At 64.5% G+C, this 23164-nt stretch carries 17 protein-coding genes, 1 pseudogene and 1 riboswitch; of the genes and pseudogenes, 5 read left to right on the top strand and 13 right to left on the bottom strand.

Going from position 1 to position 23164, the window contains the following annotated elements:
- Positions 1–107 precede the first annotated feature (107 nt).
- On the bottom strand, positions 108–767 hold the full coding sequence (gene tenA / locus LOY26_RS12555; protein WP_033697781.1) for a thiaminase II: 660 nt from the start codon (positions 765–767) through the stop codon (positions 108–110).
- Between the two features lie 2 nt (positions 768–769).
- Positions 770–1417 carry a TenA family protein gene (locus LOY26_RS12550; protein ID WP_258714840.1) on the bottom strand — a complete coding sequence of 216 codons (648 nt, stop codon included), beginning with the start codon at positions 1415–1417 and terminating at the stop codon, positions 770–772.
- A 79-nt stretch (positions 1418–1496) separates the two neighbouring features.
- A riboswitch (TPP riboswitch) is annotated at positions 1497–1612 on the bottom strand.
- Between the two features lie 310 nt (positions 1613–1922).
- Between LOY26_RS12550 and LOY26_RS12545 the strand changes: the two genes are divergently transcribed.
- The 4 genes from LOY26_RS12545 to LOY26_RS12530 all read left to right on the top strand — a co-directional run bounded on the left by LOY26_RS12545 (position 1923) and on the right by LOY26_RS12530 (position 9761).
- Positions 1923–5249 carry an Ig-like domain-containing protein gene (locus LOY26_RS12545; RefSeq protein WP_408980772.1) on the top strand — a complete coding sequence of 1109 codons (3327 nt, stop codon included), beginning with the start codon at positions 1923–1925 and terminating at the stop codon, positions 5247–5249.
- A gap of 60 nt (positions 5250–5309) precedes the next feature.
- Positions 5310–6296, top strand: coding sequence for an SCO family protein (locus tag LOY26_RS12540; RefSeq protein ID WP_258714839.1), 987 nt, complete (start codon positions 5310–5312; stop codon positions 6294–6296).
- 80 nt (positions 6297–6376) lie between these two features.
- Entirely contained in the window at positions 6377–8746 is a 2370-nt protein-coding gene (locus tag LOY26_RS12535) for a bifunctional diguanylate cyclase/phosphodiesterase (protein WP_258714838.1), read from the top strand.
- Between the two features lie 34 nt (positions 8747–8780).
- Positions 8781–9761, top strand: coding sequence for a site-specific integrase (locus LOY26_RS12530; protein WP_258714837.1), 981 nt, complete (start codon positions 8781–8783; stop codon positions 9759–9761).
- On the opposite strand, the gene LOY26_RS26880 is transcribed toward LOY26_RS12530, so the two are convergent.
- Together LOY26_RS26880 and LOY26_RS26875 are read right to left on the bottom strand one after the other, a co-directional pair.
- Positions 9751–10860, bottom strand: a complete 1110-nt coding sequence (locus LOY26_RS26880; protein WP_309475613.1) for an SMP-30/gluconolactonase/LRE family protein — start codon at positions 10858–10860, stop codon at positions 9751–9753. The genes LOY26_RS12530 and LOY26_RS26880 overlap by 11 nt on opposite strands.
- Positions 10834–11469, bottom strand: a pseudogene (locus tag LOY26_RS26875) (SDR family NAD(P)-dependent oxidoreductase); the annotation flags it as partial. The pseudogene LOY26_RS26875 and the gene LOY26_RS26880, both read right to left, overlap by 27 nt.
- A 203-nt stretch (positions 11470–11672) precedes the next feature.
- Here LOY26_RS26875 and LOY26_RS12520 point away from each other — a divergent pair.
- Entirely contained in the window at positions 11673–12614 is a 942-nt protein-coding gene (locus LOY26_RS12520) for a LysR family transcriptional regulator (RefSeq protein WP_033697770.1), read from the top strand.
- Between the two features lie 2 nt (positions 12615–12616).
- On the opposite strand, the gene asnB is transcribed toward LOY26_RS12520, so the two are convergent.
- The 9 genes from asnB to LOY26_RS12475 form a co-directional block, all read right to left on the bottom strand.
- Positions 12617–14452 carry an asparagine synthase (glutamine-hydrolyzing) gene (gene asnB / locus LOY26_RS12515; RefSeq protein WP_258714836.1) on the bottom strand — a complete coding sequence of 612 codons (1836 nt, stop codon included), beginning with the start codon at positions 14450–14452 and terminating at the stop codon, positions 12617–12619.
- Between the two features lie 10 nt (positions 14453–14462).
- Positions 14463–15848 carry an amidase gene (locus LOY26_RS12510; RefSeq protein ID WP_258714835.1) on the bottom strand — a complete coding sequence of 462 codons (1386 nt, stop codon included), beginning with the start codon at positions 15846–15848 and terminating at the stop codon, positions 14463–14465.
- Positions 15835–16830 carry an AMP-binding protein gene (locus tag LOY26_RS12505; RefSeq protein WP_258714834.1) on the bottom strand — a complete coding sequence of 332 codons (996 nt, stop codon included), beginning with the start codon at positions 16828–16830 and terminating at the stop codon, positions 15835–15837. Before LOY26_RS12505 ends, LOY26_RS12510 begins: the two co-directional genes overlap by 14 nt.
- Entirely contained in the window at positions 16827–17111 is a 285-nt protein-coding gene (locus LOY26_RS12500; RefSeq protein WP_258714833.1) for an acyl carrier protein, read from the bottom strand. Before LOY26_RS12500 ends, LOY26_RS12505 begins: the two co-directional genes overlap by 4 nt.
- Positions 17108–17515 carry a hypothetical protein gene (locus LOY26_RS12495; RefSeq protein ID WP_033697759.1) on the bottom strand — a complete coding sequence of 136 codons (408 nt, stop codon included), beginning with the start codon at positions 17513–17515 and terminating at the stop codon, positions 17108–17110. The genes LOY26_RS12500 and LOY26_RS12495 overlap by 4 nt, the downstream gene beginning before the upstream one ends.
- Before the next feature lie 9 nt (positions 17516–17524).
- Positions 17525–19240: a prenyltransferase/squalene oxidase repeat-containing protein gene (locus LOY26_RS12490; protein ID WP_258714832.1), complete on the bottom strand. Its 1716-nt coding sequence runs from the start codon at positions 19238–19240 to the stop codon at positions 17525–17527.
- Positions 19237–20448 carry an AMP-binding protein gene (locus LOY26_RS12485; RefSeq protein WP_238338548.1) on the bottom strand — a complete coding sequence of 404 codons (1212 nt, stop codon included), beginning with the start codon at positions 20446–20448 and terminating at the stop codon, positions 19237–19239. Before LOY26_RS12485 ends, LOY26_RS12490 begins: the two co-directional genes overlap by 4 nt.
- 308 nt (positions 20449–20756) lie before the next feature.
- Positions 20757–21917 carry a glycerate kinase gene (locus tag LOY26_RS12480; protein WP_186653006.1) on the bottom strand — a complete coding sequence of 387 codons (1161 nt, stop codon included), beginning with the start codon at positions 21915–21917 and terminating at the stop codon, positions 20757–20759.
- Between the two features lie 112 nt (positions 21918–22029).
- The gene (locus LOY26_RS12475; RefSeq protein WP_186664561.1) at positions 22030–23127 is read right to left on the bottom strand and encodes a sugar diacid recognition domain-containing protein; all 1098 of its coding nucleotides are present in this window, start codon (positions 23125–23127) and stop codon (positions 22030–22032) included.
- Positions 23128–23164 lie beyond the last annotated feature (37 nt).

Below are 23164 nucleotides of genomic sequence, written 5' to 3'. Positions count from 1 at the left end.
AGCGGGCTTGCCCCGCGAACACCGGCGAAGCCGGTGCCACGCACCGTGTGCCCCATTCGCGGGGCAAGCCCGCTCCCACAGGATACGCAGCTTACGGGGGCAGTCTGCTAGGCAGCGCCATCGAGCCCCATCTGCCAGAAGTCGGCTTCAAGGCTCGAGGCCTGGCCGAAGATGCCTGCCAGTTCGACGAATCGTTGCTCGGTCATGCTGCGCGCCGCCAGTTCATCCAGGTGCTTGCGCGCATTGGCCGCCACGGCCTGATAGCCCTCCCCGGCGTACTCACCAATCCACTCACGGTAAGGGTGCTGGCTCAGGTCGCCAATACGCTGCGCCAACGTGCGCCCGATTTCGGCATAGCCGATCACACAGGGGGCCAACGCCACGTGCAGCTCAAGCAGATCGCCAGCAGCGCCGCAATCGAGCACATAGCGGGTATAGGCCACCGTGGCCTGATGCTCCGGCGCAGCCTGGATATCGGCCTCGGTCAGCCCCCAGCGGGCGCACAGGCGCAGGTGCAGTTCGGTTTCGTCGAGAATCGCCGCCAGGCCTGCCTGGGCGGCACGAATGTCAGCGGGCAGGCGGCTTTTGTAGGCGGCCAGCGCCCAGGCGCGGGCGAACTGGATCAGGAACAGGTAGTCCTGCACCAGGTAAGTCCGAAACGCAGCTTCGCTCAGCGTGCCTTCGCCCATCTGCCGCACGAAATCGTGATCGACATAGCGATTCCACTGGCCGGCGCGGGCGGCTTTGAGGCGATCGAAAATATCCATGCTCAAGCCGCCCCCTCATACACAGCATCGAAGAAAGCCAGTTCCAGGGCCACGGTACGCAGGTAGAAGTCGGTGCTCAGCTCAGCCTCCTGCGGCCCCACGCGGTCCAGCTCGGCTTGCAGAAAGTCAACGAAGGCCTGGAACGCCGGGTTGTCGTGCAGGGTGATCCATTCGGCATGCACGAAGTGCTCGGGCAAGGGCTTGGGGGCTTTGATTGCCCAGTCCAGGTACAAGCCTTCGGCAACGTTCAGCACAGCCAGCGCGGCGGCATACGAACGGGTGGCCGCTGCTTCGCGCATGATGGCCTTGAAACCTGCAGTTGGGGCAGTGTCCTCGGCGTCTACGCGCTGTGCCGGGCTTACGTCCAGCGCCTCGAAAGCACGCAGGAAATAGGTGTTTTCATCACTCGAGATCATCCCGGCGAACTGGCCGAAGCGCAGGCGCGCCTCGAAGGTGTCGGCGGTCGCGATGGCAGCGCCGAGCAGGGTCAGGAAGCTGTCGAGAAAACGGTGATCCTGCACCAGGTAGCGGACCATGATCGGGTCCGGCAGGCTGCCGTCGCACAGTTGGGTAACGAAACGGTGCCCCACGGCCGCCGACCAGGTCGGCTCGCTTTGGCGGCGCAGGGTTTGCGTGAAGCGTTCGGTCATGATGCTGTCCTCTGCAGGGGGTGACAGCGAGACCGTTGCAGCTGGCATGGACTGGCCTCGCAGTGAGGCCGGCAAAAAGGCAGGTCGCAAGTCCCATCCCTTCGCCGGCATGATCCGGATCAGGTTCGAAGGGTCACCGCGCTAAAGCATTCAGCGGTTTCTCAGCCCGTTGCCGGGGCTCCCCTTGGTGGCGCACAGGTATACAGCAGGTACGAAGGTGCTGTCACTACCCAAACAGTGGGTGAAGCATGACCCGTTTGTGGGTACTTACACCCGTTTTTTGACGCCTCCCTACCGCACCTCATTCAGGCCTCGCAAGGTTTTGTTTAACAAAGCATTACTGAATTATCAGTTGGCACAGCCGTTGCTCAGGTCCATTAACCAGGCAAAACGCCATTGATGGCTCCAAGCCATAGAGCCGCGAGCGAGGCACAAGGCAATGAAAACATCGGCCAAGACCCAACCCACAAGGCATGCATTCAAATTGTCTTCCGTCACTGCATTGATGTTCAGCCTCGGGCTGATCCCGGCCATGGCCTCCTCCCTCGATGACGTCAGCCAGCCCCCGCCGACCGACCCGTCGGCTTACTCCAATCAGCCGGCCGACCCGAACCCGGCGTTACTCAATTTGTATACCCTGCCGGAAGCCAACGAAGGCTCACTGGAACTTACCGACGGTGGCTACGGCGACCGCACCACCGTTCGCAAGGACAACGTGCTGCCGCCCGCCCTGCAAACCTCCGAAAAATACCCCACCAACGGTAAACCGAGCCCGCTGTTCGGTGCGCAGCCGTTCACCCAGCAACTGCTGCTGTTCGAAGAGTTCGGCCCCGAGAAGCTCGACCCAAGCATCCCGGTACCTAGCCTGACGTTCCCGGTGCCGACCCTCGGCGCCGCGCCTGCGCAAGACCCCAACATCGTCGCCCGCAGCGGCCCCAGTGGCACGGCGCTGGAGGCGTTTCTAAAACAACCTGGCCTGTACCCTTTCCCGACCCAATACGCCAACGTGCTCGACCGCAACCCCTGGAAGGCGCAGATCGAAATGTTCCTCAACCGCCAACCGGTCGGTTCGCCGGCTGAGGGCCGGCCACCAGGAAAAGGCTGGTCCCATCAGCGCTGGAACGAGTTCTACCCCCAGGCTGCATTCAAGACCGCCCAAGCCGGTGCACGCATCAACCTCGGGCTGCGAGACCGCAAGCAATTGCACAACTATGCGGCCGGCGAGTTCGCGCCGGGCGGGCTGTACTACCAGACCTCGGACATCCCTACCACGCTGGGCACCACCAAGGGCATCGACACCCGTTTTCACCCAAGCATGCCCCTGCAAAACCACAAATCGCTGTGGTCGTTCGATGGCACCTTCCCGCCCAAGCTGCTGATGGTGCGGTATGGCCAGCCGATCCTGATGCGCCACTACAACGCCCTGCCGATCGACCCTTCGGCCAACGGTGGCTTTGGCCTGCACACCCTCTCGACCCACGAGCATAACGGCCACTCACCGGCCGAGAGCGATGGCTTTGCCAATGCCTACTTTTTCCCCGGCCAGTACTACGACTACCGTTGGCCGGTCCAGTTGGCTGGCTACGACACGATCAATACCCGTGCCCAGGACCCGCGTGCAGCGTTCCCTTGCTCACCTGGCGAAACCTTGTTTGTGAATGATGCGTCGCCTGGCCTGAAGACCTGCGAAAACGGCAGCATCAAGATTCGTGGCGACTGGCGCGAAACCATGAGTAGCCACTGGTTCCACGACCACATGATGGATTTCACGGCGCAGAACGTCTACAAAGGCAACGCCGCGATGATGAACTATTACAGCGCCCTGGACCGCGGCAACGAGGCCCTGCAGGACGGCGTCAACCTGCGCTTGCCCAGTGGTTCGGGCATGCCGTGGGGCAACCGCGACTACGACGTCAACCTGGTGATCGCCGACAAGGCCTGGGATGCCAACGGCCAGTTGTGGTTCAACCCGTTCAACACCGACGGCTTCCTCGGCGACCAGATCCTGGTCAACTGGCAGTACCAGCCAAAGCTCAAAGTGCGGGCGCGCAGCTACCGTTTCCGCCTGCTCAACGGCTCGGTATCGCGCTACTTCAAGTTCGCTGTGGTGCGTGAAATCGCCGGCACCAGCGGCGAGTTCAAGGGGCCGACCGGCTCCAACCTGTCGTATGCCCGCGTGCCGTTCCACATGATCGCCAACGACGGCAACATCATGGAACACGCCGTGCCGTTCGACGGCACCCTGGACCTCAATGGCGACGGCGACCTCAAGGACAACAACGGCATCCTGCCGGTGCAAGCCATCGCCGAGCGTTACGACATCATCATCAACTTCGCCAAGAACGGCATCAAGGCCGGCGACAAGCTGTACTTCATCAACCTGATGGAGCACCAGTCCGGCAAGGGCCCGAACATGGCCATCGCGCTGGCGGACGTGCTGTCGGAGAAATACAAGGCTGTCATCAAGCAGACCAGCAAGGGCCCGCAATGGGACAATGGCGACCCGGTGGTGGGCAAGTTCCTGCAGTTGCTGGTACAGCCCTACAGTGGCCAGGACCTGAGTATGGACCCAGTTGCCTATGAACCGGCCAAGCCGGGCAAGGCTGCAGGCCTGAAAATGGTTCCGTTGACCCTCGACCGCAACGCCGTTGCCGACCAGGCCAAACTCAAGGATGCTCGCCACCGCGAATTCCTTTTTGGCCGTTCGGATGGTACTGACACTCAGCCCTGGACCATCAAGACCGATGGTGGCTTCGGCTACAGCATGGACCCACGGCGCATCAATGCCGCCCCTCAGTTGGCCAACCAAGCCACACCCGCCGGTTTCAGCGGCGATGGCACCCTTGAGGTTTGGAAGATCAAGAATGGCGGTAATGGTTGGAGCCACCCAGTCCACGTTCACTTCGAGGAAGGCATCGTGCTCAGCCGCGACGGCAAGGCACCGCCAGAATGGGAGAAATGGGCACGCAAGGACGTCTACCGCATCGGCTCGGAAACCGACTCCTCGGAAGAACTGGATGTGGCCATCCGCTTCCGTGAGTTCGCCGGGACCTACATGGAGCACTGCCACAACACCCAGCATGAGGATTCGTCCATGCTGCTGCGGTGGGACCTGGAACACCCTGGCCAATTCCAGGTGATGCCAACCCCGTTACCGGGCTGGGACGGCGTAGAATACGTCGCCTCCGTTGGCCTGCCGACCTTCCGCACGGCTGCCCATGACGATGATGACGATGTCAACAAGCCACCGGTCGCGGTCAGCGACAGCGCAGCTACCACAGCAGGCAAGGCACTTACGCTGAGTGTGCTGGCCAACGACACCGACCCCGAGCGCAATCTGCCCTTGACCATCATTGGCTTGAGCCAGCCGGACTCTGGCCAGGGTACCACCAGTACCAATGGCACCACGGTGACTTACACCCCGCCGGCCACTGTCGCCACGCCTTTCACTGCCAGCTTCACCTACTCGGCACGTGATACCAAAGGTGCCGAGTCGGTGGTCCCGGCCACGGTCAGCGTTGCAGTGAGCCCCGCGGCACCCGTCGACGTTATCCAGGTCAGCAGTGCCTCGGTGCAATTGCGCAGCGGCAACCGTTACACCTGGGATCTGATAGGGACTACCTCGATCGCCACCGGTAACAGCATCAACGTGTCGGTGGCAACCACCAACGGCCCGCTGAACCTGGGCGCGGCCACGCTGACCGCAGCCACCACCGGTGCCCGTTGGCGGGTGTCGGTCACCACCTCCGGCTACGGCCCGGCAACGCCCGCAACGGCGACCGTGAAATCGAAACTGGGGCAAAGCGTGACGGTGCCGATCAGTTACAAGTAATCGCTTGGCGAAACGGGGCTGCTGCGCAGCCCCACTGGCTCACCTCTCGAGGCGTGCATCATGACCGGCTCATGGCGTGTTCTGCTCGTGCTGTCGCTGTTCGCTGCCAGTGTCCCGTTCTGGCCCGTGCAGCCCCAGCAAGCCCCTACCAACGAAGCTGCTACGCCCTGGGGCGCCGACTACTTCCCCAATACCCCCCTGCTCACTCAGGATGGCGAAAAGGTCCGCTTCTTCGACGACCTGATCAAGGACAGGGTCGTCGCCATCAACTTCATCTTCACCGGCTGCTCCGATTCCTGCCCGGTTGAAACCGCCCGCCTGCGCCAGGTGCAGAAGATCCTCGGCGACCGCGTAGGCAAGGATATATTCCTCTACTCCATCAGCATCGACCCCTACAACGACACCCCCGCCACCCTCAAACGCTACGCCGAAAAATTCGCCATCGGCCCCGGCTGGACCTTGCTCACCGGCGAGCCCGACGACATCGAGCAATTGCGCAGAAGCCTGGGCCTGTACATAGAGGGCCTGGAAAACGGCCGCTCCAAAGACCACAACCTGAGCCTGATCATCGGCAACCAGGCCACCGGCCGCTGGATGAAAGCCTCGCCCTTCGAAAGCCCCTATATCCTCGCCGACCGCCTGGGCAACAGCCTGCACAACTGGAAACAAGCCAGCGCCATGGCCAACGACTATGCCCAGGCGCCGGAAGTGCGCTCGCCCAGCAGTGGCGAGCAGATCTTCCGTACCCGCTGCTCCTCCTGCCACACCTTGGGCAGCACCGAGCCCGGTATGCAACAGGGCATCGGCCCCGACTTGCTGGGGGTAACCCGCCAACGCGATGCCAGCTGGTTGAGCCGTTGGCTGAAAGCGCCTGACCAGATGCTTGCACAGAAAGACCCGCTGGCCATGCTGCTGTATGAGCAGTACAACCGCCTGGCGATGCCCAACCTGCGCCTGGGCGATGCCGAGGTCAGCGCGTTGATGGCCTATATGGAAGAAGAAACCACGCGCCTGCAGACGCCTTTGGCGGATACGGCAAAACCTTAGAGGCAATTGGCCATCAGTCATTAGCCTGTCATCTTGCTGTCGTATTTTGCCGGCATCACCCTGGGTCGGGACCCTCCGCCGTGATTCGCCGCTCGCTCTCTTCTGCAAGCCTTCTGCGCCTGTTGGTCCTGATGCTGTGTGCAGCCACCCTGGCCTTTCTGTGGGGGCTGCACGTTTCGCAGAAGGCCGCCGCACGCCAGGATGCACTGTCGGCCAAGGCTGCCGAACACCTGAACCTGGCCAGCATCGTCGCGCAGAGCCTGCGCCAGCTGGTCGACCGGGCCCAGGCCGTGGGCCGCGTCACCCAGGGCGACATGAAGGCGCTGCGCCAGGGCAACGCCAGCCTGGCGCGGCTGCTCGCCGAAGACCCGGTGTTCAAACGCATGAGCCTGTATGACCGGCAGGGTCGGCTGGTGTCGGCCAGCCATGCCGACGAGGCCGCGACACTGCCTGAAGACTGGCTGCGCCAGTTGCAGTTGCACGTAGCCCGCTATGGTTTCAAACCCTTCCTGCCCAGCGCCGAAGCACCCGGCATCAACGCCATGCCTAGCTGGCGCCTGCCGTTCATAATGCCGCTGACCGACCTGCCTGGCCGTGAAATCGACAGCATCCTCGTGGTGCAACTGGACATCGGCTACCTGGCGGTTCTGTTCCAGCACATCGACCTGGGCAGCACGGGCCTGATACGCCTGCTGCAGGACGATGGCCAGGAACGCCTGCGCATCGACGCCAGTGGCGTGCGGATGGCCGCAGACAACTTCGAGCCCGGGCTGCCACAAGCGGGGCCAGACGCCGGAGCGCTGACCCAGTACTCACCCGGTGGCGCCTACCAGAGCCTGTACCGGCGGGTTGCCGAACGCGGCTTCAGCGTGGTGGTCAGCCAGCGCTACGAAGCGATTCTTGCGCCCTCGACGCAGGCCTACGCCCGCCAGTTCTGGCTGAACCTCAGCATGACCCTGATGATTCTCGCCAGCCTGGCCTGGACCTTGCGCCTGCTGCGCAAACGCCAGGAAGCGTTCAGTGCCCTGGAGCATGCGCAACAGGTCAACCAGCAACTGATCGAGCGGCTCGAGGAGGCCCACCGGCGCAGCAGCCATGCCGCCGCCACCGATCACCTCAGCGGCCTGCACAACCGCCGCCAGTTCGTCGAGGTGGCGGGGTTTGCGCTGACCCGACAACGGGGCCAGCGCCGGCTGATGGCGATCCTGTTCATCGACATGGACCGTTTCAAGTCGATCAACGATTCACTCGGTCACAAGATCGGCGACCTGCTGCTGCAAGCCGTGGCCGGGCGTATTCAGCGCCTGCTGGAGCCCGGCGACGAGGCCTCGCGCTTTGGCGGTGACGAGTTCGTGGTGCTGCTGGCCGGGCAGCGCAGCGAAGAGCAGATCAACGCCTGGGTACGCGAACTGGTGCAGAAGCTCTCGGCCACCTATGCCCTGGATGGCCAGGAGGTCAACACCAGCCCCAGTGTCGGTGTCAGCATCTGCCCACGCGATGGCCAGGAGATCGACAGCCTGATCCGCTGCGCCGATGCCGCCATGTACTCGGCCAAGCAGGCCGGGCGTGCCCAGTACCGCTTCTTCGACCCCTCGCTGAACCTGATCGATATCCATGCCTTCACCCTCGAACAGGCCTTTGGCGCAGCCCTGGCCGAGCACGAGTTCGTCCTGCACTACCAGCCGCAGATCCGCCTCGATACCCACCAGGTGCTGGGCTACGAGGCTCTGGTGCGTTGGGACCACCCTGAATTCGGCCTGCTCTACCCGGACCGCTTCATCGACCTGGCCGAACGCAGCGGCTTCATCATCGAGCTCGGCTGGGAGGTGCTGCGCCTGGCCTGCGAAGCACTGGCGCGCTGGCACGCCCAGGGCCGTGAAGCACGCCTGGCGGTCAACGTCTCGGCGCTGCAACTGCGCCAGGCAGACTTCAGCACGCGGCTGTTAAGCCAGTTGCAGGGGTACGGAATTGCCGCGCAACGGCTGGAGCTGGAGATCACCGAAACCACCATCCTCGACCCCGAGGGCACTGCAGTCGGCCACTTGCACCGCCTGCGCGACGCGGGCCTGGGCATCAGCCTGGACGATTTCGGGCGCGGTTATGCGGGCTTTGCCCACCTGCATTCGCTGCCGTTGAGCAAGTTGAAGATCGACCGCTCGCTGATTGCGCCGCTGTCCAACAGCCACGACGACAGCCCGATCGTCTCCTCCACCATCATCCTGGCCAAGCGCCTGGGCCTGGAGGTGGTCGCCGAGGGCGTGGAAACCCGCGAGCAAGTGGTCTGCCTGAAGCTCGCCGGTTGCGACATCGCTCAGGGGTATCACTTCAGCCGCCCGCTGTCGCCGGCGCAACTGCTCGACTACCCGCCCTTCAACGGCATCGAGGACTTGGTGGCAGCGGGTTCACCCGCGTATACACTCGAAACCAGTGCCATGGGCCACAGCGGCTAAGTGTGCCAGGACATACCCGCCGATTCGGTTTATCGTGTCACCACTGAATACCGGCTACCGCACCATGACCGACATCGAGCGCTACGTCCGCGCCGCCACCCGCGACAACACGCGGCGCAGCTACCAGGCTGCCATCGACCATTTCGAAACCCATTGGGGCGGCTTTCTGCCGGCCACTGCCGAGGCGGTAGCCCGCTACCTGGCCGACCACGCCGGACAGCACGCCGTGAGCACCCTGCGCCAACGCCTTGCGGCCCTTAGCCAATGGCATATCAGCCAGGGCTTCCCCGACCCGACCAAGGCACCGCTGGTGCGCCAGGTGCTACGCGGTATCCGCACCCTGCACCCGACCCCTCCGAAGCAGGCCGCACCGCTGTTGCTGCAGCACCTGCAAACGGCGGTGCAGTGCTTCGAGGACGAAGCTCGCCAGGCACACGAAAACCATGACCTGACCGCGCTGCGCCGCGCACGTCGCGATGCCGCGTTGCTGTTGCTGGGGTTCTGGCGAGGGTTTCGCGGTGATGAGCTGGCCCGGCTGCGCATCGAACATATCCAGGCCGAGGCGGGTGTCGGCATCACGCTGTTCCTGCCGCGCAGCAAGGGCGACCGGGAAGCGCTTGGCGTGCAGCACCGCACCCCGGCACTCAAGGCGCTGTGCCCGGTCACCGCCTACCTGCAATGGCTGGAAGTGGCCGGCATCGCCCATGGCCCGGTGTTTCGCAAACTCGACCGCTGGGGCAATCTCGGCGACGCGCCGCTCAACAGCAACAGCCTGGTCGGCCTGCTCAGGCGCATGCTGGAGCGTGCCGGGGTGCCGGCAGCGTTGTACACCGGCCACTCCCTGCGCCGCGGTTTCGCCACCTGGGCCACGGCCAATGGTTGGGAGCTGAAGGCGTTGATGAGCTACGTAGGCTGGAAAGACGCCAAGTCGGCGCTGCGCTACATCGATGCAGCGCAGCGCTTTGGCGAACTGGCCGTGTTACCGGCCAGCCGGGTGCATCAGCTCACTCCTTGAAGGCGTGGCGGTGAATACCGGCGATTTCCGGGCGAATGGCGTAGAGGTCGCCGGCATCCGGATAGTGCCGCAGTTCAACCGCGTTCATGCCGAAACGCGCCGTGGTGATGTACAAGGTGGCCATGCCTTCGCCGCCAAAGCAGCAACTGGTCGGGCGTGGCACCGGCATCACCACCTGGTCGGTCAGGTGGCCGTTACGGTCGTAACGCAACAGGCAACTGCCATTGAACTGGCAAACCCACAGCCCGCCCTCACGGTCCAGCGCAATGCCATCCGGGCGGCCCAGCTCGGCGGGGGTTTCGGCGAACAGCACGACTTCGGCCAGGCGGCCTTCCGGCAGGTATTCGGCGCGGTAGATGGAACGGGCGACCGAGTCGACGAAGTACACGGTGTGCCCATCTTCCGACCAGGCAAGGCCATTGGGCAGTGCCATGCCGTCGTGGATCACTTCGTCGCTCAGCTGTGCATCGAAACGGAACAAGGCACCGGTATTGCCGCTCGGCGCTTCGTCCATCAGGCCGCTGACAAAACGCCCCTGGGGGTCGCAGGCGCCATCGTTGAAGCGGTAGGTTGAACGCGGATGGACCGGCACGGAACACTGCCGCACCTTGCGCGCGTTCACGTCAAGAATGGCGACGCTGGAGTCTTCGGTGAAGATCAGGTTGCCCTTGTCGGTCAACGCCAGGGCACCAATGCGCGCCGCCGATTCATACAGGCTCTCGACCTCACCATCCGGGTTCAGCCGATTGATGCGCCCACCGGAGATGTCGACGAAGTACAGCGCGCCGCTGTGCGCGTCCCAGACCGGGCTTTCGCCCAGGTCGGCACGGGTGTTGGCGACCTTGACCGGCACATAGTGGCATTCCTTGATGCGGCTCCAGCGTTCGGCCACTTCCTTGAGGTTGCCCGCCTGCACCCGCGCCAGGTCGCGCGGGTAGCTGACGCCGCTGTTCTCGGTGAAACGGGTGGCGGTGAACTGCCCGTTGCTGGCACGCAGGATGTACCCCGTGTCACGGCACAGTGAACTGGCCAGGTACAACACCCCCGGCGTGACCCATTCGGGCTTGAGCTCTTCCGGTGCGTCGGTCACGCCCCACATGCGGGTCTTGGCCACGGGCGAGATGGCATTGACCAGAATGCCGTGCGCCTGCCCTTCCATGCTCAACGCGTTCATGATGCCGACCTGGGCCATCTTGCCGGCCGAGTAGGCCACCAGGCCGGGCTGCGAATAGCGCTGGTACATGGCGCGGTCCGAGGTGGTCAGCACCACACGCGGCGCCGCCGAGTGCTTGAGGTACTTCCAGGCATGCTTGGCCAGCCACACCGGGGCGTGCACGCTGATGCCCAGCGCACGCTGAAGAAAGCCCTCTTCCTGCGCCTCGATCCCCTGGTAATCGACCCAGCCGGCATTGTGAATGAGGATGTCCAGCGCACCGAAATGCTCGATGGCCAACTCGATCAACTGCTGGCATTCACGTTCGTCTTCCAGTTGCCCGGCATGGGCGACCACGTTGCAGCCCTTGGCCTGCAGGGCCGCGAGCGCCTGGTCCAGTGCTGACGGGTCTTGCCCTTGGCCAGCGCGGTCAGTCCCCAGGTCGCTGATCACCACCCGGGCGCCACGCTCGGCCAGCGCCATGGCATAGGCCAGGCCCAGCCCTTGGGCGGCACCGGTGATGATGGCAACTTTATTATTGAAAGGGTCTGTCATGGGCATTGCGGGGCACCTTCAGATTCTCCTTTTTTACGATAACAATAAAAAAATCAATGACTTAATATTAAAAGCATGCAACTTTGATATCTCAGGGATATCACCGGGCTTTGTCACTCGGGTGCCACGCACTATCATGGCCGCCTTGCAGGGGCGGGCCGGCCGCCTTCCGGGCACCCTGCATGTCGATGAAGGAACGTAGAATGATCGAAACACGTTTGCTCAGGCAGTTCATTGCCGTGGCCGAGGAACTGCACTTCCACAAGGCTGCCATCCGCCTGCACATGGCGCAGCCGCCCCTGAGCCAAGCAATCAACCGCCTTGAAGAAAAGCTCGGCTTCAGCCTGTTCCTGCGCAACAAGCGTGGGGTCAAGCTGACCGCCGCCGGCATGGCCTTCCTGGAAACCGCCTACCGCACGCTCAAGGAACTGGAGCAAGGCATCGAGTACGCGCGCAATGTTTCCGAAGGCATCTGCGGCAAGCTGACCATCACGGCCATTTCCATCGCGTACTACGAGTCGCTGCTCACCACCTTGCGCAGGTTCCGCGAGGTCTACCCGAATGTGCGCCTGACCATCCGGGAGATGCCCTCGGCCTCCCAGGCCAAGGCCTTGTTGGCCGGCGAAGCCGACATCGGCTTCATGCGTAAACTGCCGATGCCGCCCGACATCATCGCATCGCGGCTGTTGCTGAACGAGCAGATCATCATGGCCCTGCCGGCCAGCCACGCCAAAGCGCAGCAGCCCCTGGTCGACCTGCGCGACTTCGCCGAAGAGGACTTCGTGTTCACCCCGCAAGCCCTGGGCAGTGGCTACCACAGCCAGTTGATCGCCCTGTGCGAGTCGGCCGGTTTCTACCCCAAGGTTGTCCAGGAAGCGGCGCAGATCCATACCTTGATCGGCCTGGTGGCCTGTGGTTTCGGCGTGGCCCTGGTGCCCGAGTCGATCGCCTACTCCACGCTGCGCGACCGCGTGCAGTTCCGGCCGATCCGCCCGATCAAGGACCAGCCAACCCCGACCATGGGCCTGTACATGAACTGGAACACTCAGAACGCCTCGCCTGCCTTGGGCAGCTTCATCGCCATGCTCGACCAGGGCGCGCCGAAGCGCTTCAGCGACACCCTGCAGAGCCCTTTGATCCTGTAGCCCTACAGCGTCAGGCGATACTCCTGCAGCCAGGTATCCAGCGCCAAGGCGGTCTCCAGGTTGTTGCGCCGCAGCTGCGAGTTGAAGTAGCCCTCGGGCTGGCGCAACTCGGCGGCCAGCCGGCCACGGTCGATGACCTGAAACACCGGCTGGCCTGGCGCATTCAGCAACTGCCCGATGCGCCCCCGCAGGAAGCGTTCATAGGCCAGGTTGGCCGACGTCGGGTACGGGCTCTTGCGCCGCTGCAACACCGCAGGCGGCACCAGGCCGGCGCTGGCTTGCTTGAGCAACCATTTTTCCTCGCCATCCTTGCCCTTGATCGACCACGGCACGTTGTACACGTACTCCACCAAAGTGTGGTCCGTGAACGGCACCCGCACTTCGAGGCTGGCGGCCATGCTCAGGCGGTCCTTGCGGTCGAGCAGAATCGGCAGCCAACGCTGCAGGTGCATGTGGCAGATCTCGCGCATGCGCCGCTCCAGCGGGCTGTCAGCCGGCAGGTGTTCGACGCTGTCCAGGGCCTGGTGATAGCAGCTGTCCTGATAGCCGGCAAAGTCGCAGACACGGTTGAACTCCGGGTTGATCAGCCCAGGCTGCAGCAGTTGCATGCGCGACAACCAAGGGAAGCGCGCTGCCGCCACGGCCTGCGGATCGCGGAACCAGGCATAGCCGCCAAATACCTCGTCTGCCGCTTCACCGGATATAGCCACCGTAGAGTGCGCGCGGATGGCCTTGAACAGCAGGTACAGCGAGGTATCCACGTCACCGAAGGTTGCCGCGCTGTCATTGGCGCGGTACACCGCCAGGCGCGCCGCGTCCGCCACCAGCTCGCGGTTGTCGATCAGGATGGTCTGGTGCTGGCTGCCGATATACTGCGCGGCAGCCAGGGCGTAAGGTTGATCGCGCTCCGGGCGAAACGCGTCGCTCTGAAACTGTTCGGCCTGGCCGACGAAATCCACCGAGAACGAGTTCACCGCCCCGCCCTGCTCCGCCTGCAGCCGTTGTTGCGCCATGGCGGTGAGCAGGGTCGAGTCCAGGCCACCGGACAGCAGCGAGCAGACCGGCACATCGGCGTGCAGCTGCTCGCCCAGCGCGTTGTCGAGCAGCTCGCGGGTGCGCTCGACGGTGGTCGCCAGATCGTCCTCGTGCGCTCGGCGTTGCAGTTGCCAATAGCGGCTGATGCTGACCTGCCCCTGGGGCCGCCAGGACAACCGATGCCCGGGCGGCAGTTCGCTGACCCCGCGCAACGCCGTGCGGGTGGTACCGCGGCTCAGGCTCAGGGCATCCACCAGGCCGACCGCGTCAAGGGCACTGGCGAAGTCGGGGTGCGCCAGCACCGCCTTGATCTCCGAGCCGAACAGCAGCCCCTGCTGGTGACGGGCGTAGTACAGCGGCTTGACCCCCAGGCGATCACGCACCAGCAGGAAGTGGCCATCGCGCGCGTCGAACACGGCGAAGGCGAACATGCCATTGAGGTAGTCGCAGCACTGCTCGCCCCACTCCAGGTAAGCATGCAGCACCACTTCGGTGTCGCTGCGCGTCTGAAACGTGTGCCCGGCCTGGCGCAGGCGCTCGCGCAAGGCATTGTGGTTATAGACCTCGCCGGTGTACACCAGCGCCACTTCCTCACCACTGGCGAAGCGGTAGGTCATCGGCTGCACGCCACCGCTCAGGTCGATGATCGCCAGGCGCCGGTGGCCGAGCAAGGCGTGCCGGTGCTGCCAGCCGCCGCTGGCATCTGGCCCGCGCAGGGCCAGGGTGTCGGTCATGGCGCCGAGCACCTGGCGCTGTTGGCTCAGGTCGCGGGTGTAGTCCACCCAGCCGGTAATTCCGCACATGGCTCGCTCCTTACACCTGAAGACGGCGGGTAGGCAGCAGGCCGATCAACGCCTGCAGCCGTTTGGCGATGTCCAGCAGCTGCTGTTCGCTGTCGCGCCGGCCCATGATCTGGATGGCCAACGGCGCCTTGCCGTCGGCACTGAGGGCAACCGGCACGGTGATGGCTGGCAGGCCGCTGAAACTGGCCAGTGGGGTAAAGCCGATCTTCTGCGAGTAATCATGATCGTCGGGTGACGGAATAGTCGAGTCACCCGGTTGCGGGTTGCGCCGGTCGAATGGCCGGTTCGGGTCCATCGGAAAGACCACGAAGTCCACCTGGGCGCTGTCGAACCAGGCAGCGATGCCCGCGCGCACGGCGTCCATGCGCCCATGAATGCGCTGATAATCGCTGTCGCTCACCCCTTCACCGACCTTGAGCGCACTGAGGGTCGACCAGTGCAGTTCGCTGTCGAAGCGGCGTGCCCAGGCGGCCGAGGCCAGCCAGGCGTCACGCGCACACAGCTGCCAGGCATCGCCACGGCAGGCCCACAGTTCAGGCATGGCGACTTCATGCGGCGCCATGCCCAGGTCGGCAAAGGCGGTTCGGGCCTGGCCCAGCATGTCGAGCATGGGCGCGCTGGTCAGTGCCGGGTCCAGGGCGTGCGCCAACACGCCAACCCGGTAGTGCGGCTTGAGCGGTTGCTGATCCCCCAGCAGCGGTGCCAGGCCCAGCAACGGCATTAGCATGTCGAGGTCGTCGGCACTGCGGGTGACCCAACCGAGGGCGTCCATGCGTGGCGACAGTGGGAATACGCCGGCTAGGCTGGCGGCCTTATGGGTCATGCGCAAGCCGACCATGCCGCAGTGCGATGCCGGCCAGCGCACCGAACCGAGTACATCGGTACCCAACGAAATATCGCACAGGCCCGCCGCCACGGAGACCGCAGACCCTGTACTGGACCCTGACGGGTCGATGCCCGGGAAGTGCGGGTTGCGGCAGCCTGCGCCGAACGCAATGTTCAACTCGGTGGTCGCCACCTTGCTGGTCAGCACGATGCGCGAATCGAGGCAGGTCAGCGCCTTGGCGCTGCGCTGCGGGTAGTGACGGTAGCTGCGCAGCCCCAGACGGGTCGGCAGGCCGGCGACATCCACGGTGTCCTTGACCCCCAGCCGAAACCACGGTGCCTCGGCCGGGCGGGTGCTGGTCAGGCACCGATAGTGGCTGTCGGCATGGTCGCGCCAGGCGTCGTACTGCGCGGCCCAGTCAGCCGCCAGCGCGGGGCTGCGCTGCAGCAGTTCGAGGCGTTTGCGCAGGCTGAGGCCAAGGTATTCGGGCTGCTCGCGGCCACTGGCCAGCGGCGCACCGCAGTGGTTCAGGTAATGGGCGATGGTGCTCTGGGTATCAGCGTGGCTCATGGGTGTATTCCTTGACAGAAGTTGCGGCCGCCCACGGCTGGGGCTTGCCGGTGGCAGACAGGGGCAGATGGGCGACCCGGCGCACGGCGACCGGTCGCGGGTGGTGCGCTGGCCAGTGCGTGAACGCTTCACGCACTGCCCGCTCGGTCAACGTTGCCGAGCTGAACAGCACTTCAAACGCCTCGGCGCGCAGCGCATCGCGCACCGCCACGCAGGCCAGGGTCGGGCAGTGCAGTTGCTGGCTCAGCTCGCTGGCCACACGTGCCAGGTCAAGCCGTACCCCGTTGACCTTGATCAGGCTGCTGGCACGGCCCAGCCATTGAAAGCGTCGGGCGTCCAACGCCAGCACCAGGTCATCGCAACGGTGACGGCTGGCCGGTACCGCAGCCCCCTGCTCCCGGGCGATACGCGGGCTGCTGACTTCCAGCGGGCTCGGCGCGCCGATCGGGCTGAGCAACGTGACGTCACCCAACAGCGTCCAGGGTTGCTCCGCGTTGCTTTGCGCATCCAGCTCGCGAACGGCCATGGCGCCGGTTTCGGTGGCGCCCAGCAGCTCGATGAAGCGCACCTGCGGCCCGGCATGGCGCTGCACGGTGGCCAAAGCGTCGGGGGGCAGCAGCGAAGCGCTGTGCACCACCAGCACCGAACGCCGTGCCGACAGGCGCGCCAACAGGGTGGGCAACAGCCGCCAGGTACTGGCAATGGCGAGGATCACACAAGGCCCGTCGCCATCGAGTTGCGGCAACACCTGCTGCTCCAGGGAGCAGGCTTGCAGCCGCGCGTTCAGCCATTGCGCGCCGACCTCGCCCAGGATCATGCCGTAGCTGTGCGTGCTCGGCGCAAATGACAGGACCTCGGTCGCGCCAGCCGCCCAGTGGCCGAGTATCAAGGCCGCCTCCTGGGTCATCTGCGCGTGGCTGCGCAGCCACTGGCGGGGCACACCGGTAGAGCCCGATGTGGTGAACAAATGGTCGCTGCTCATTCAGCGGCCTGCAGGGTCAATTGATCTTCAAGCTTCTGGGCGACGAACGCTTCCATCTTCTCCAAGGTTTCAAACCAGTAGCGGACATCGTCACTCAGGTAATCCACTTCGATGTCAAAACAGCCTTCAATAGCGGTGATGACTTCGACGGCCATCAGGCTGTCGAAACGCTCGCCAATGAAGTCGCGAAAACTGTCCTGTTTATCGATGGCGTGGACCTCCTCTCCCAGTAACTGCGCCAATGCCTGACGAATACGCTGCTCAATAGATAAGTTGCTCACGGGCCTGTTGTTCCTTGTGGGTTGCCGGCATTGATTAGTTCCGCTCCCGTGCTGTAGAACACCTGTTCCGGCAGGATCGGGTCGAACTGCAGATAGACAAAAGCATCCGGGTAGTGCGTGGCTAGGCAGCGGTGCAGGCCCTCAGCCAATACCGCGTGGGCTATTGCATCGCGCGCCACCGACAAGGTGATGCGCAGGTAGAACTGCAAGGCGGCGCCGTCACCGTCCACGGTAGGCAACGGCATGCCCGCGCCGAACACGCAGCCAGGCGTCAGCGGGTTGAAAAACACCATGCAGTGCGCAGGCTCGGCACCCAGCGCCTTGAGCTGGCGCGTGAAGGCCAGGGCCAGGCGCTTGCGTTCAATGGCCTGCAGCGGCGCGCAGGTAACAGTGATGGTCGGCATGCCTGCTCCTCACGACAGCTGCAAGTTGGGCAGGTGCAGGCACTTGCCGTCGGCAAACGCCTGCAACAGGCGCCCCAGGCAGCCCGACAACGCGTCGTGCCCCTGCAGGTAGAGCGGCGACCAGGCATACCCCAGGCCGCTGCGCACCTTGTCGAGGAAGAAGCGCAGGTGCGCCAGGTCGACCGGCAACCCCAGCGCTGCGGCCAACGCCACGGCCTGGTAGGTGCTGAGCAGATCAGGGATGCGCTGCCCCTGGTTGGCGAAGCCGCCCTGGCGCACCTTGTGCGCGGCCAGCAGGTCGCTTGCCTGCGCGCGAACATCCCGGCCAACATGGCGCAGGCAGATCAATGCCTGCAGGCTGGCGCGCAAAGAGACCTGCCCACGCGGGTACGCGGCATGCCGGCCCTGCTGGCAGCAGCTGGCGACAAAGGCTTCGAGCTCGACAAGGTCGACACCGGCGTTGTTACCCAGTTGCTGCAGAATCGCCACCGCCGATGCAGTGGACACCAGGTCAGAACCACGCCCCTCCCAGAAACCGAAGCCACCGTCGGGGTTCTGCAGCGAGGCCAGCCAGTGTCCGACTGCCTTGCGTGCGTCGGGGCGGTCAGCGAAGGCACCGGCGGCCAGGCCCCAATTGGTGCAACGCACTTCGGCCCCACGCCCCGGCATGTACATGATCCCGGGCTCGTTCGGCATCTGGCAGCCCTCGATCCAGCGCAGCGCATCCGCCCGCTGTGCATCCGTCATCTGCCCACCGATCACTGCGGCCGCGGTGGTCAGCACATCAGCCGCAGCGTCGACCTGCCGATAGGTGTAACCACCCTGCGGCAACGCCAGGGTCGCGATGAAGCTTGCGATGGCATCTGCCAAGTGTGCCACCGGCTCACCGAGCGCCTTGAGTGAGCCCACCGCACAAAAGGCGGCCCAGACATCTTCGACGTCATAACCCTGCCAGCGCACGAAGGCGCCGCTCGGGCCACGCAGCGCCTCGATCCAGGCGACGCACTGGCCGGGCCCCAGCGGCTGCGCCTGTAATGCTGCGAGGCTGGCCGTGGCGCGGTAGGTCGCCCACAGGCACGGCCGCTCGGCGGCTTCGCTGAAGCGAAAGCCACCGTCGTCCATCTGTTGCGCCTGCAACCAGTCGATCAACCGCGGCACGTCCCAGGCCGGCGCTGGCAGCCCTTGCCGAGCCAGCGCGCGCGCAGCCATCACGCCATAGAAGCAGGCACGGGTATCGGCCAGGTTGCGCCGGGCAAAGTCCGCCGACCAGCTCAGGCCGCCATTGCTGCACTGCAGCCCTTCAAGCCAGGCATACAAGGCATCGGGGTCGGCCACGCGGCCATCGCAAACCTCGACCAAGGTGCGCACCGCATAGTGGGTGGCCCAGACGTCTGCGGTCTGCCCCGGGCACATGGCGTAGGCGTCACCGTCGAACAGGGTATGCAGCCATTCGGCGGTCTGGGTGCCCTGCTCGATGGCAATGCCCAAGTCTTTGAGCGTTTCGCAGCAATAGAACGTGGCCCAGGCGTCGGACGGCATGCCTTTGCTCCAGGCGAAGCCTGCGTCACGGTTACGGCGGGACTGAATGTAGGTGTGCAGGCTGGCCGTATCGACGCTGTCGAGGCGCTCGACCCAGGCCAGGCTGCGCACGGCGGCGTAGGTGCACCACAGGTCAGGCTGGCCATTGCCCAGGCCGCGCCCTTGCGCAAAGCGTGGTGCGGTCATTGCTTGCCCCCCACGAAGCGCAGGTTGGTCTTCTTCCAGCTTTTTTGCGAGCCACCACTTTTGTTGATGGCCGACAGGTTGTTGACGAACAGCACGCGGCTCCAGCGCAGGCCCATCAGCTGTTGGGAGCGCTCCAGCAGTTGCGCTTGCAGTTGGCTTTCCTGCGCGTTGTCCCAGTGCACGTCGCGCTCCAGGATCAAGGCGGCGCTGTCGTTCTGGCGGTCGATCTCGATCACGTAGCCGGTAGCGTCACAGGTGCCGTAGACCACCTCTTCGACCGCGCGAATCTCAAGGCTGACACCCGCCACCATGATGCTGTCACTGTCGCGGCCATTGATCAGCAGGCTGGGGCTGAGCTGCCCGGGCTGCCACGGCGCGGTGATGGTCACGCTGTCGCCGGTGTCCAGCCGCAGCAACGGGCGGGCATACAGGTTCAGTGGGGTGACCACGAGGCGCCCGGTAAGGCCCTCGGCGGGCGTCACCAGCCTGCCGTCGGGCAACAGCAGTTCGAAGTAGTGGGTGGCTGTGGCCAGGCGCATCTGCTGGTCTTCGCCCACGGCGGCCAAGGTGCCGGTTTCGGTGCTGCCATAACTGGCGTCGAACACCTCGCACTGCCAGCCACGGGCCAGACGTTCACGAAACGGCTGAGTGTTGACCTCGCCCAGCAGCATGATCGAGCGCACCGACTGGGCGAAGGTGTGCAATAGGTCCCGCTGCTTGAGGTAGCGGGTCAGCTGTACCAGCACGCCGGGGGCAATGAACAGCACCGTTGGCCGGTAGGTGTCGAAGGTGTTGCACACCCGCTCCCAGTCGGTGATGCCGGTGGTGAACGGATACAGCCGCACATGGGAAACATCCAGGTATTCGCAGACATTGGCGATCAGGTCGCCGACCGGGACGATGTCCGATGGCATCAGGTTGGCCACCCGTGCTCCCGGGCGCAGCACCGAGCGCCAGTGGGCGGCGACGCTGACAGCATTCCAGATGATGTCTTGTTTCAGGCGCGGGGTCGGGGTCGGCTCGCCCGTGGTGCCGGTAGTGGCGTAGTACTTGGCCGCATCGCCCAGGGCCACGGTACAGAACGCCAATGGCTGACGTTTAAGCAAGGCCTTGGCCGTCAGCGGTAATTGCTGAAACGCCGAAAAACGGTAGGGGCCTATCTCTGCGTAGTGGGCGCTGTGCTGTGCTCGCCTCCAGGCTGCTTGCAACTTTCGTTCATAAAACGCGGCATCGGGGAGATGCCCGACATGCTGTTGAAGTTCGCGCTCGGCGTTCTTCAATACTTCGAAATCCTTATCGCCATGAACCAACATCGACTCGCCCTCTCAAATGTGCAGCGCAGAGAATTGGCGAGCGACAGGGGGTTAGTAAAATACTTATTTCTCGGCGACGGTGAGAGTTGCCAGGTATTAATCGGCCTAAATAGGGGCTTTTACGCTCGCTGTATGTAGTACTTTTCTGGCAAAAGCACCCGATTCGGCTTGTGTTTTGGGCGAGGTATCAGACTAAGATGTTTTTAATATTTCACATGCTTTTTGGGGGCTGCAGAAGCGCAGCGCCACAGCCGGGCGATATCACCCGCGCGCGCCTGCAGTAGCGTTGGCGCGTTGGCGCATGCCTGCTCCAGGCTCATCGGCCCGTTGACCAAGGCAAAAGCGGCGTCAATCCCATGGGCATACAACTGCTGGTAGCCCTCCCCCAGCGTGCCGGCCAGTACAACCACCGGCACACCGTGGCGCTTGGCGACCCGGGCCACGCCCAACGGCGTCTTGCCACGCAGGGTCTGGGCGTCGAAGCGTCCTTCGCCGGTCACCACCAGGTCAGCACCCTGCACCAGCGCATCGAGCCCGGCCAGCTCAGCCACCACCTCCACCCCAGGGCGGAATTGCGCGCCCATGAACGCCTTGGCCGCGAACCCCATGCCGCCTGCGGCGCCACAGCCAGGGAAGTCGCGCACATCCTCACCGCGCAACCGCGCACAGTGATCGGCAAAATGCCCCAGCGCCTGGTCCAGCGCCTGCACCTGTTGCGGGCTTGCGCCTTTCTGCGGGCCGAAGATCGCCGAGGCGCCATTGGGCCCACACAGCGGGTTGTCAACGTCAGCAGCCACCTCGACCTGCACTTCGGCCAGCCGTGGGTCCAGGTCGCTGGTATCGATGTGCGCCAGCCTTGCCAGGGCCAGGCCCCCTTCTTCCAGCGCTTTGCCATCGGTATCCAGGAGGCGCAAGCCCAGGGCGCGCAACATGCCGCTGCCACCGTCATTGGTAGCACTGCCGCCAATTGCCAGGACGATACGCCGGGCACCAGCGGCCAACGCGGCAGCGATCAGCTCGCCAGTACCCCAGGTGCTGCTGCGGCACGCATCACGCTGCTCGGTCGGCACCCATTGCAGGCCACTGGCCTGGGCCATCTCGATGATTGCGGTGCGGCTCTGCGCCAGCCACCCCCAACCGGCCTCGACGGTTTGCCCCAAAGGCCCACGCACGGCCAGGCGGCGAAGTTCGCCCTGGCTGGCGGCAAGAATGGCCTCCATGGTGCCTTCACCGCCATCGGCCATGGGGCATTCGACCAGCTCGGCATCCGGCCACACCTCGGCCAGGCCCAGGGCAATGGCGCGGGTGACACCGGCAGCGTCGAGGCTGTCCTTGAACGAGTCGGGGGCGATGACGATCTTCATGGGGATTCTCCTGTCCAGATGAGCGGCATGCTGACAGTTGCCTGGCAAGCTGGCCTCGGTCAAATGCACAAGACAGCAGAGGCGTTGTTTGGGCAAATGCCTTCGCCCCCCCTCAACCGGCCGGCAGCAGTTGCAACCCCAGGTACAAACTGAGCATGCCTTCCATCCGCAGCGGGTCGACTTCGCCCAGCTCGGCGACCCGTTCCAGCCGGTAGCGAAGGCTGTTGCGGTGAATGCCCAAGGCATCGGCACAGGCCTGGCTCTGGCCATCATGGGCGCACCAGGCCCGCAAGGTCGCAATCAGCTGACCACTCGCGTCCTTGGCCCGGATGCGTTGCAGCGGTTCGAGCAGTTCATCCAGGGCATCGTCATTGCGATGGCGCCACAGCAAGGCCGGTAACCGATAGCGCTCAAGGCTGAGCAGGCGTTCGGCGGGCAGCACCTCCTGCCCATAGGCCAGCAGGTCGCGCACCCGGCGATAGCCTCGGCGCAACTGCTCCAGGCTCTGCGCCACGCAACCAAGGGCCAGGCGCTCGACCTGCCAGCCGTGGCGCTGCAGGCGCTCGAGCAGCCGCGCTTCGTCCAGCACCAAGGCTGCCGGGCGGCACCACAATAACGACTGGCGTGCGGGGCTGACGCACCAGCTGTCCGGGTAGCGGCTGGTCAGCCAGGCCGACAAGGCTTCGGCCGGTGGCCCCGACTCCAGCTCGAACAGGCAGGGCACCCTGGGCAGCTGGGGTTTCAGGCCCAACTGCCGGGCTTCGTCGAGCAACCTGGGTGAATCGCCGCTGCCACCCAGCAACAAGGCCAGCAAATCGTCACAACGCTGCCGCCGCCATTGCTGCTCGACCTGCAGATGGCGCTGGGCCAGGAGCATCTCGGCGGTCATGCGCACCAGCTCTCCATAGGTGCGCAACTGTTGTGGGTCGCCGGTCAGGCCCAGCACCCCCATCAGCCGCCCATCGAGCATCAGCGGCAGGTTCACCCCTGGCTGCACGCCCTTCAGGCACTTTGCCGCGTCCACATCCAGCTCGACGATGCGGCCGTTGGCCAGCACCAGTTGCGCGCCTTCGTGGCGGGTGTTGATACGCTCCGGCTCGCCACTGCCAAGGATCAGCCCCTGGCTGTCCATGACATTGACGTTGCAGGGCAGGATGGCCATCGCCCGATCAACGATATCCTGCGCCAGGTCATGGTCGAGTTCGAACATTCAACGGTCCTTGGGGTGGTAGGCTTTGGTCGCGGGC

Source organism: Pseudomonas sp. B21-047 (assembly GCF_024748775.1).
In the GTDB taxonomy this organism is placed as follows: domain Bacteria; phylum Pseudomonadota; class Gammaproteobacteria; order Pseudomonadales; family Pseudomonadaceae; genus Aquipseudomonas; species Aquipseudomonas capeferrum.
The sequence above is the reverse complement of the archived record's forward strand: the minus strand, read 5'-3'. Positions and strand labels throughout refer to the sequence as shown.

Excerpts from the sequence above, each read along its gene's own strand:
- tenA (WP_033697781.1), bottom strand. The coding sequence starts at position 767 with ATGGATATTTTCGATCGCCTCAAAGCCGCCCGCGCCGGCCAGTGGAAT.
- LOY26_RS12550 (WP_258714840.1), bottom strand. The coding sequence starts at position 1,417 with ATGACCGAACGCTTCACGCAAACCCTGCGCCGCCAAAGCGAGCCGACC.
- LOY26_RS12545 (WP_408980772.1), top strand. The coding sequence starts at position 1,923 with ATGTTCAGCCTCGGGCTGATCCCGGCCATGGCCTCCTCCCTCGATGAC.
- LOY26_RS12540 (WP_258714839.1), top strand. The coding sequence starts at position 5,310 with ATGACCGGCTCATGGCGTGTTCTGCTCGTGCTGTCGCTGTTCGCTGCC.
- LOY26_RS26880 (WP_309475613.1), bottom strand. The coding sequence starts at position 10,860 with ATGTGGGGCGTGACCGACGCACCGGAAGAGCTCAAGCCCGAATGGGTC.
- LOY26_RS12520 (WP_033697770.1), top strand. The coding sequence starts at position 11,673 with ATGATCGAAACACGTTTGCTCAGGCAGTTCATTGCCGTGGCCGAGGAA.
- asnB (WP_258714836.1), bottom strand. The coding sequence starts at position 14,452 with ATGTGCGGAATTACCGGCTGGGTGGACTACACCCGCGACCTGAGCCAA.
- LOY26_RS12510 (WP_258714835.1), bottom strand. The coding sequence starts at position 15,848 with ATGAGCCACGCTGATACCCAGAGCACCATCGCCCATTACCTGAACCAC.
- LOY26_RS12505 (WP_258714834.1), bottom strand. The coding sequence starts at position 16,830 with ATGAGCAGCGACCATTTGTTCACCACATCGGGCTCTACCGGTGTGCCC.
- LOY26_RS12495 (WP_033697759.1), bottom strand. The coding sequence starts at position 17,515 with ATGCCGACCATCACTGTTACCTGCGCGCCGCTGCAGGCCATTGAACGC.
- LOY26_RS12490 (WP_258714832.1), bottom strand. The coding sequence starts at position 19,240 with ATGACCGCACCACGCTTTGCGCAAGGGCGCGGCCTGGGCAATGGCCAG.
- LOY26_RS12480 (WP_186653006.1), bottom strand. The coding sequence starts at position 21,917 with ATGAAGATCGTCATCGCCCCCGACTCGTTCAAGGACAGCCTCGACGCT.
- LOY26_RS12475 (WP_186664561.1), bottom strand. The coding sequence starts at position 23,127 with ATGTTCGAACTCGACCATGACCTGGCGCAGGATATCGTTGATCGGGCG.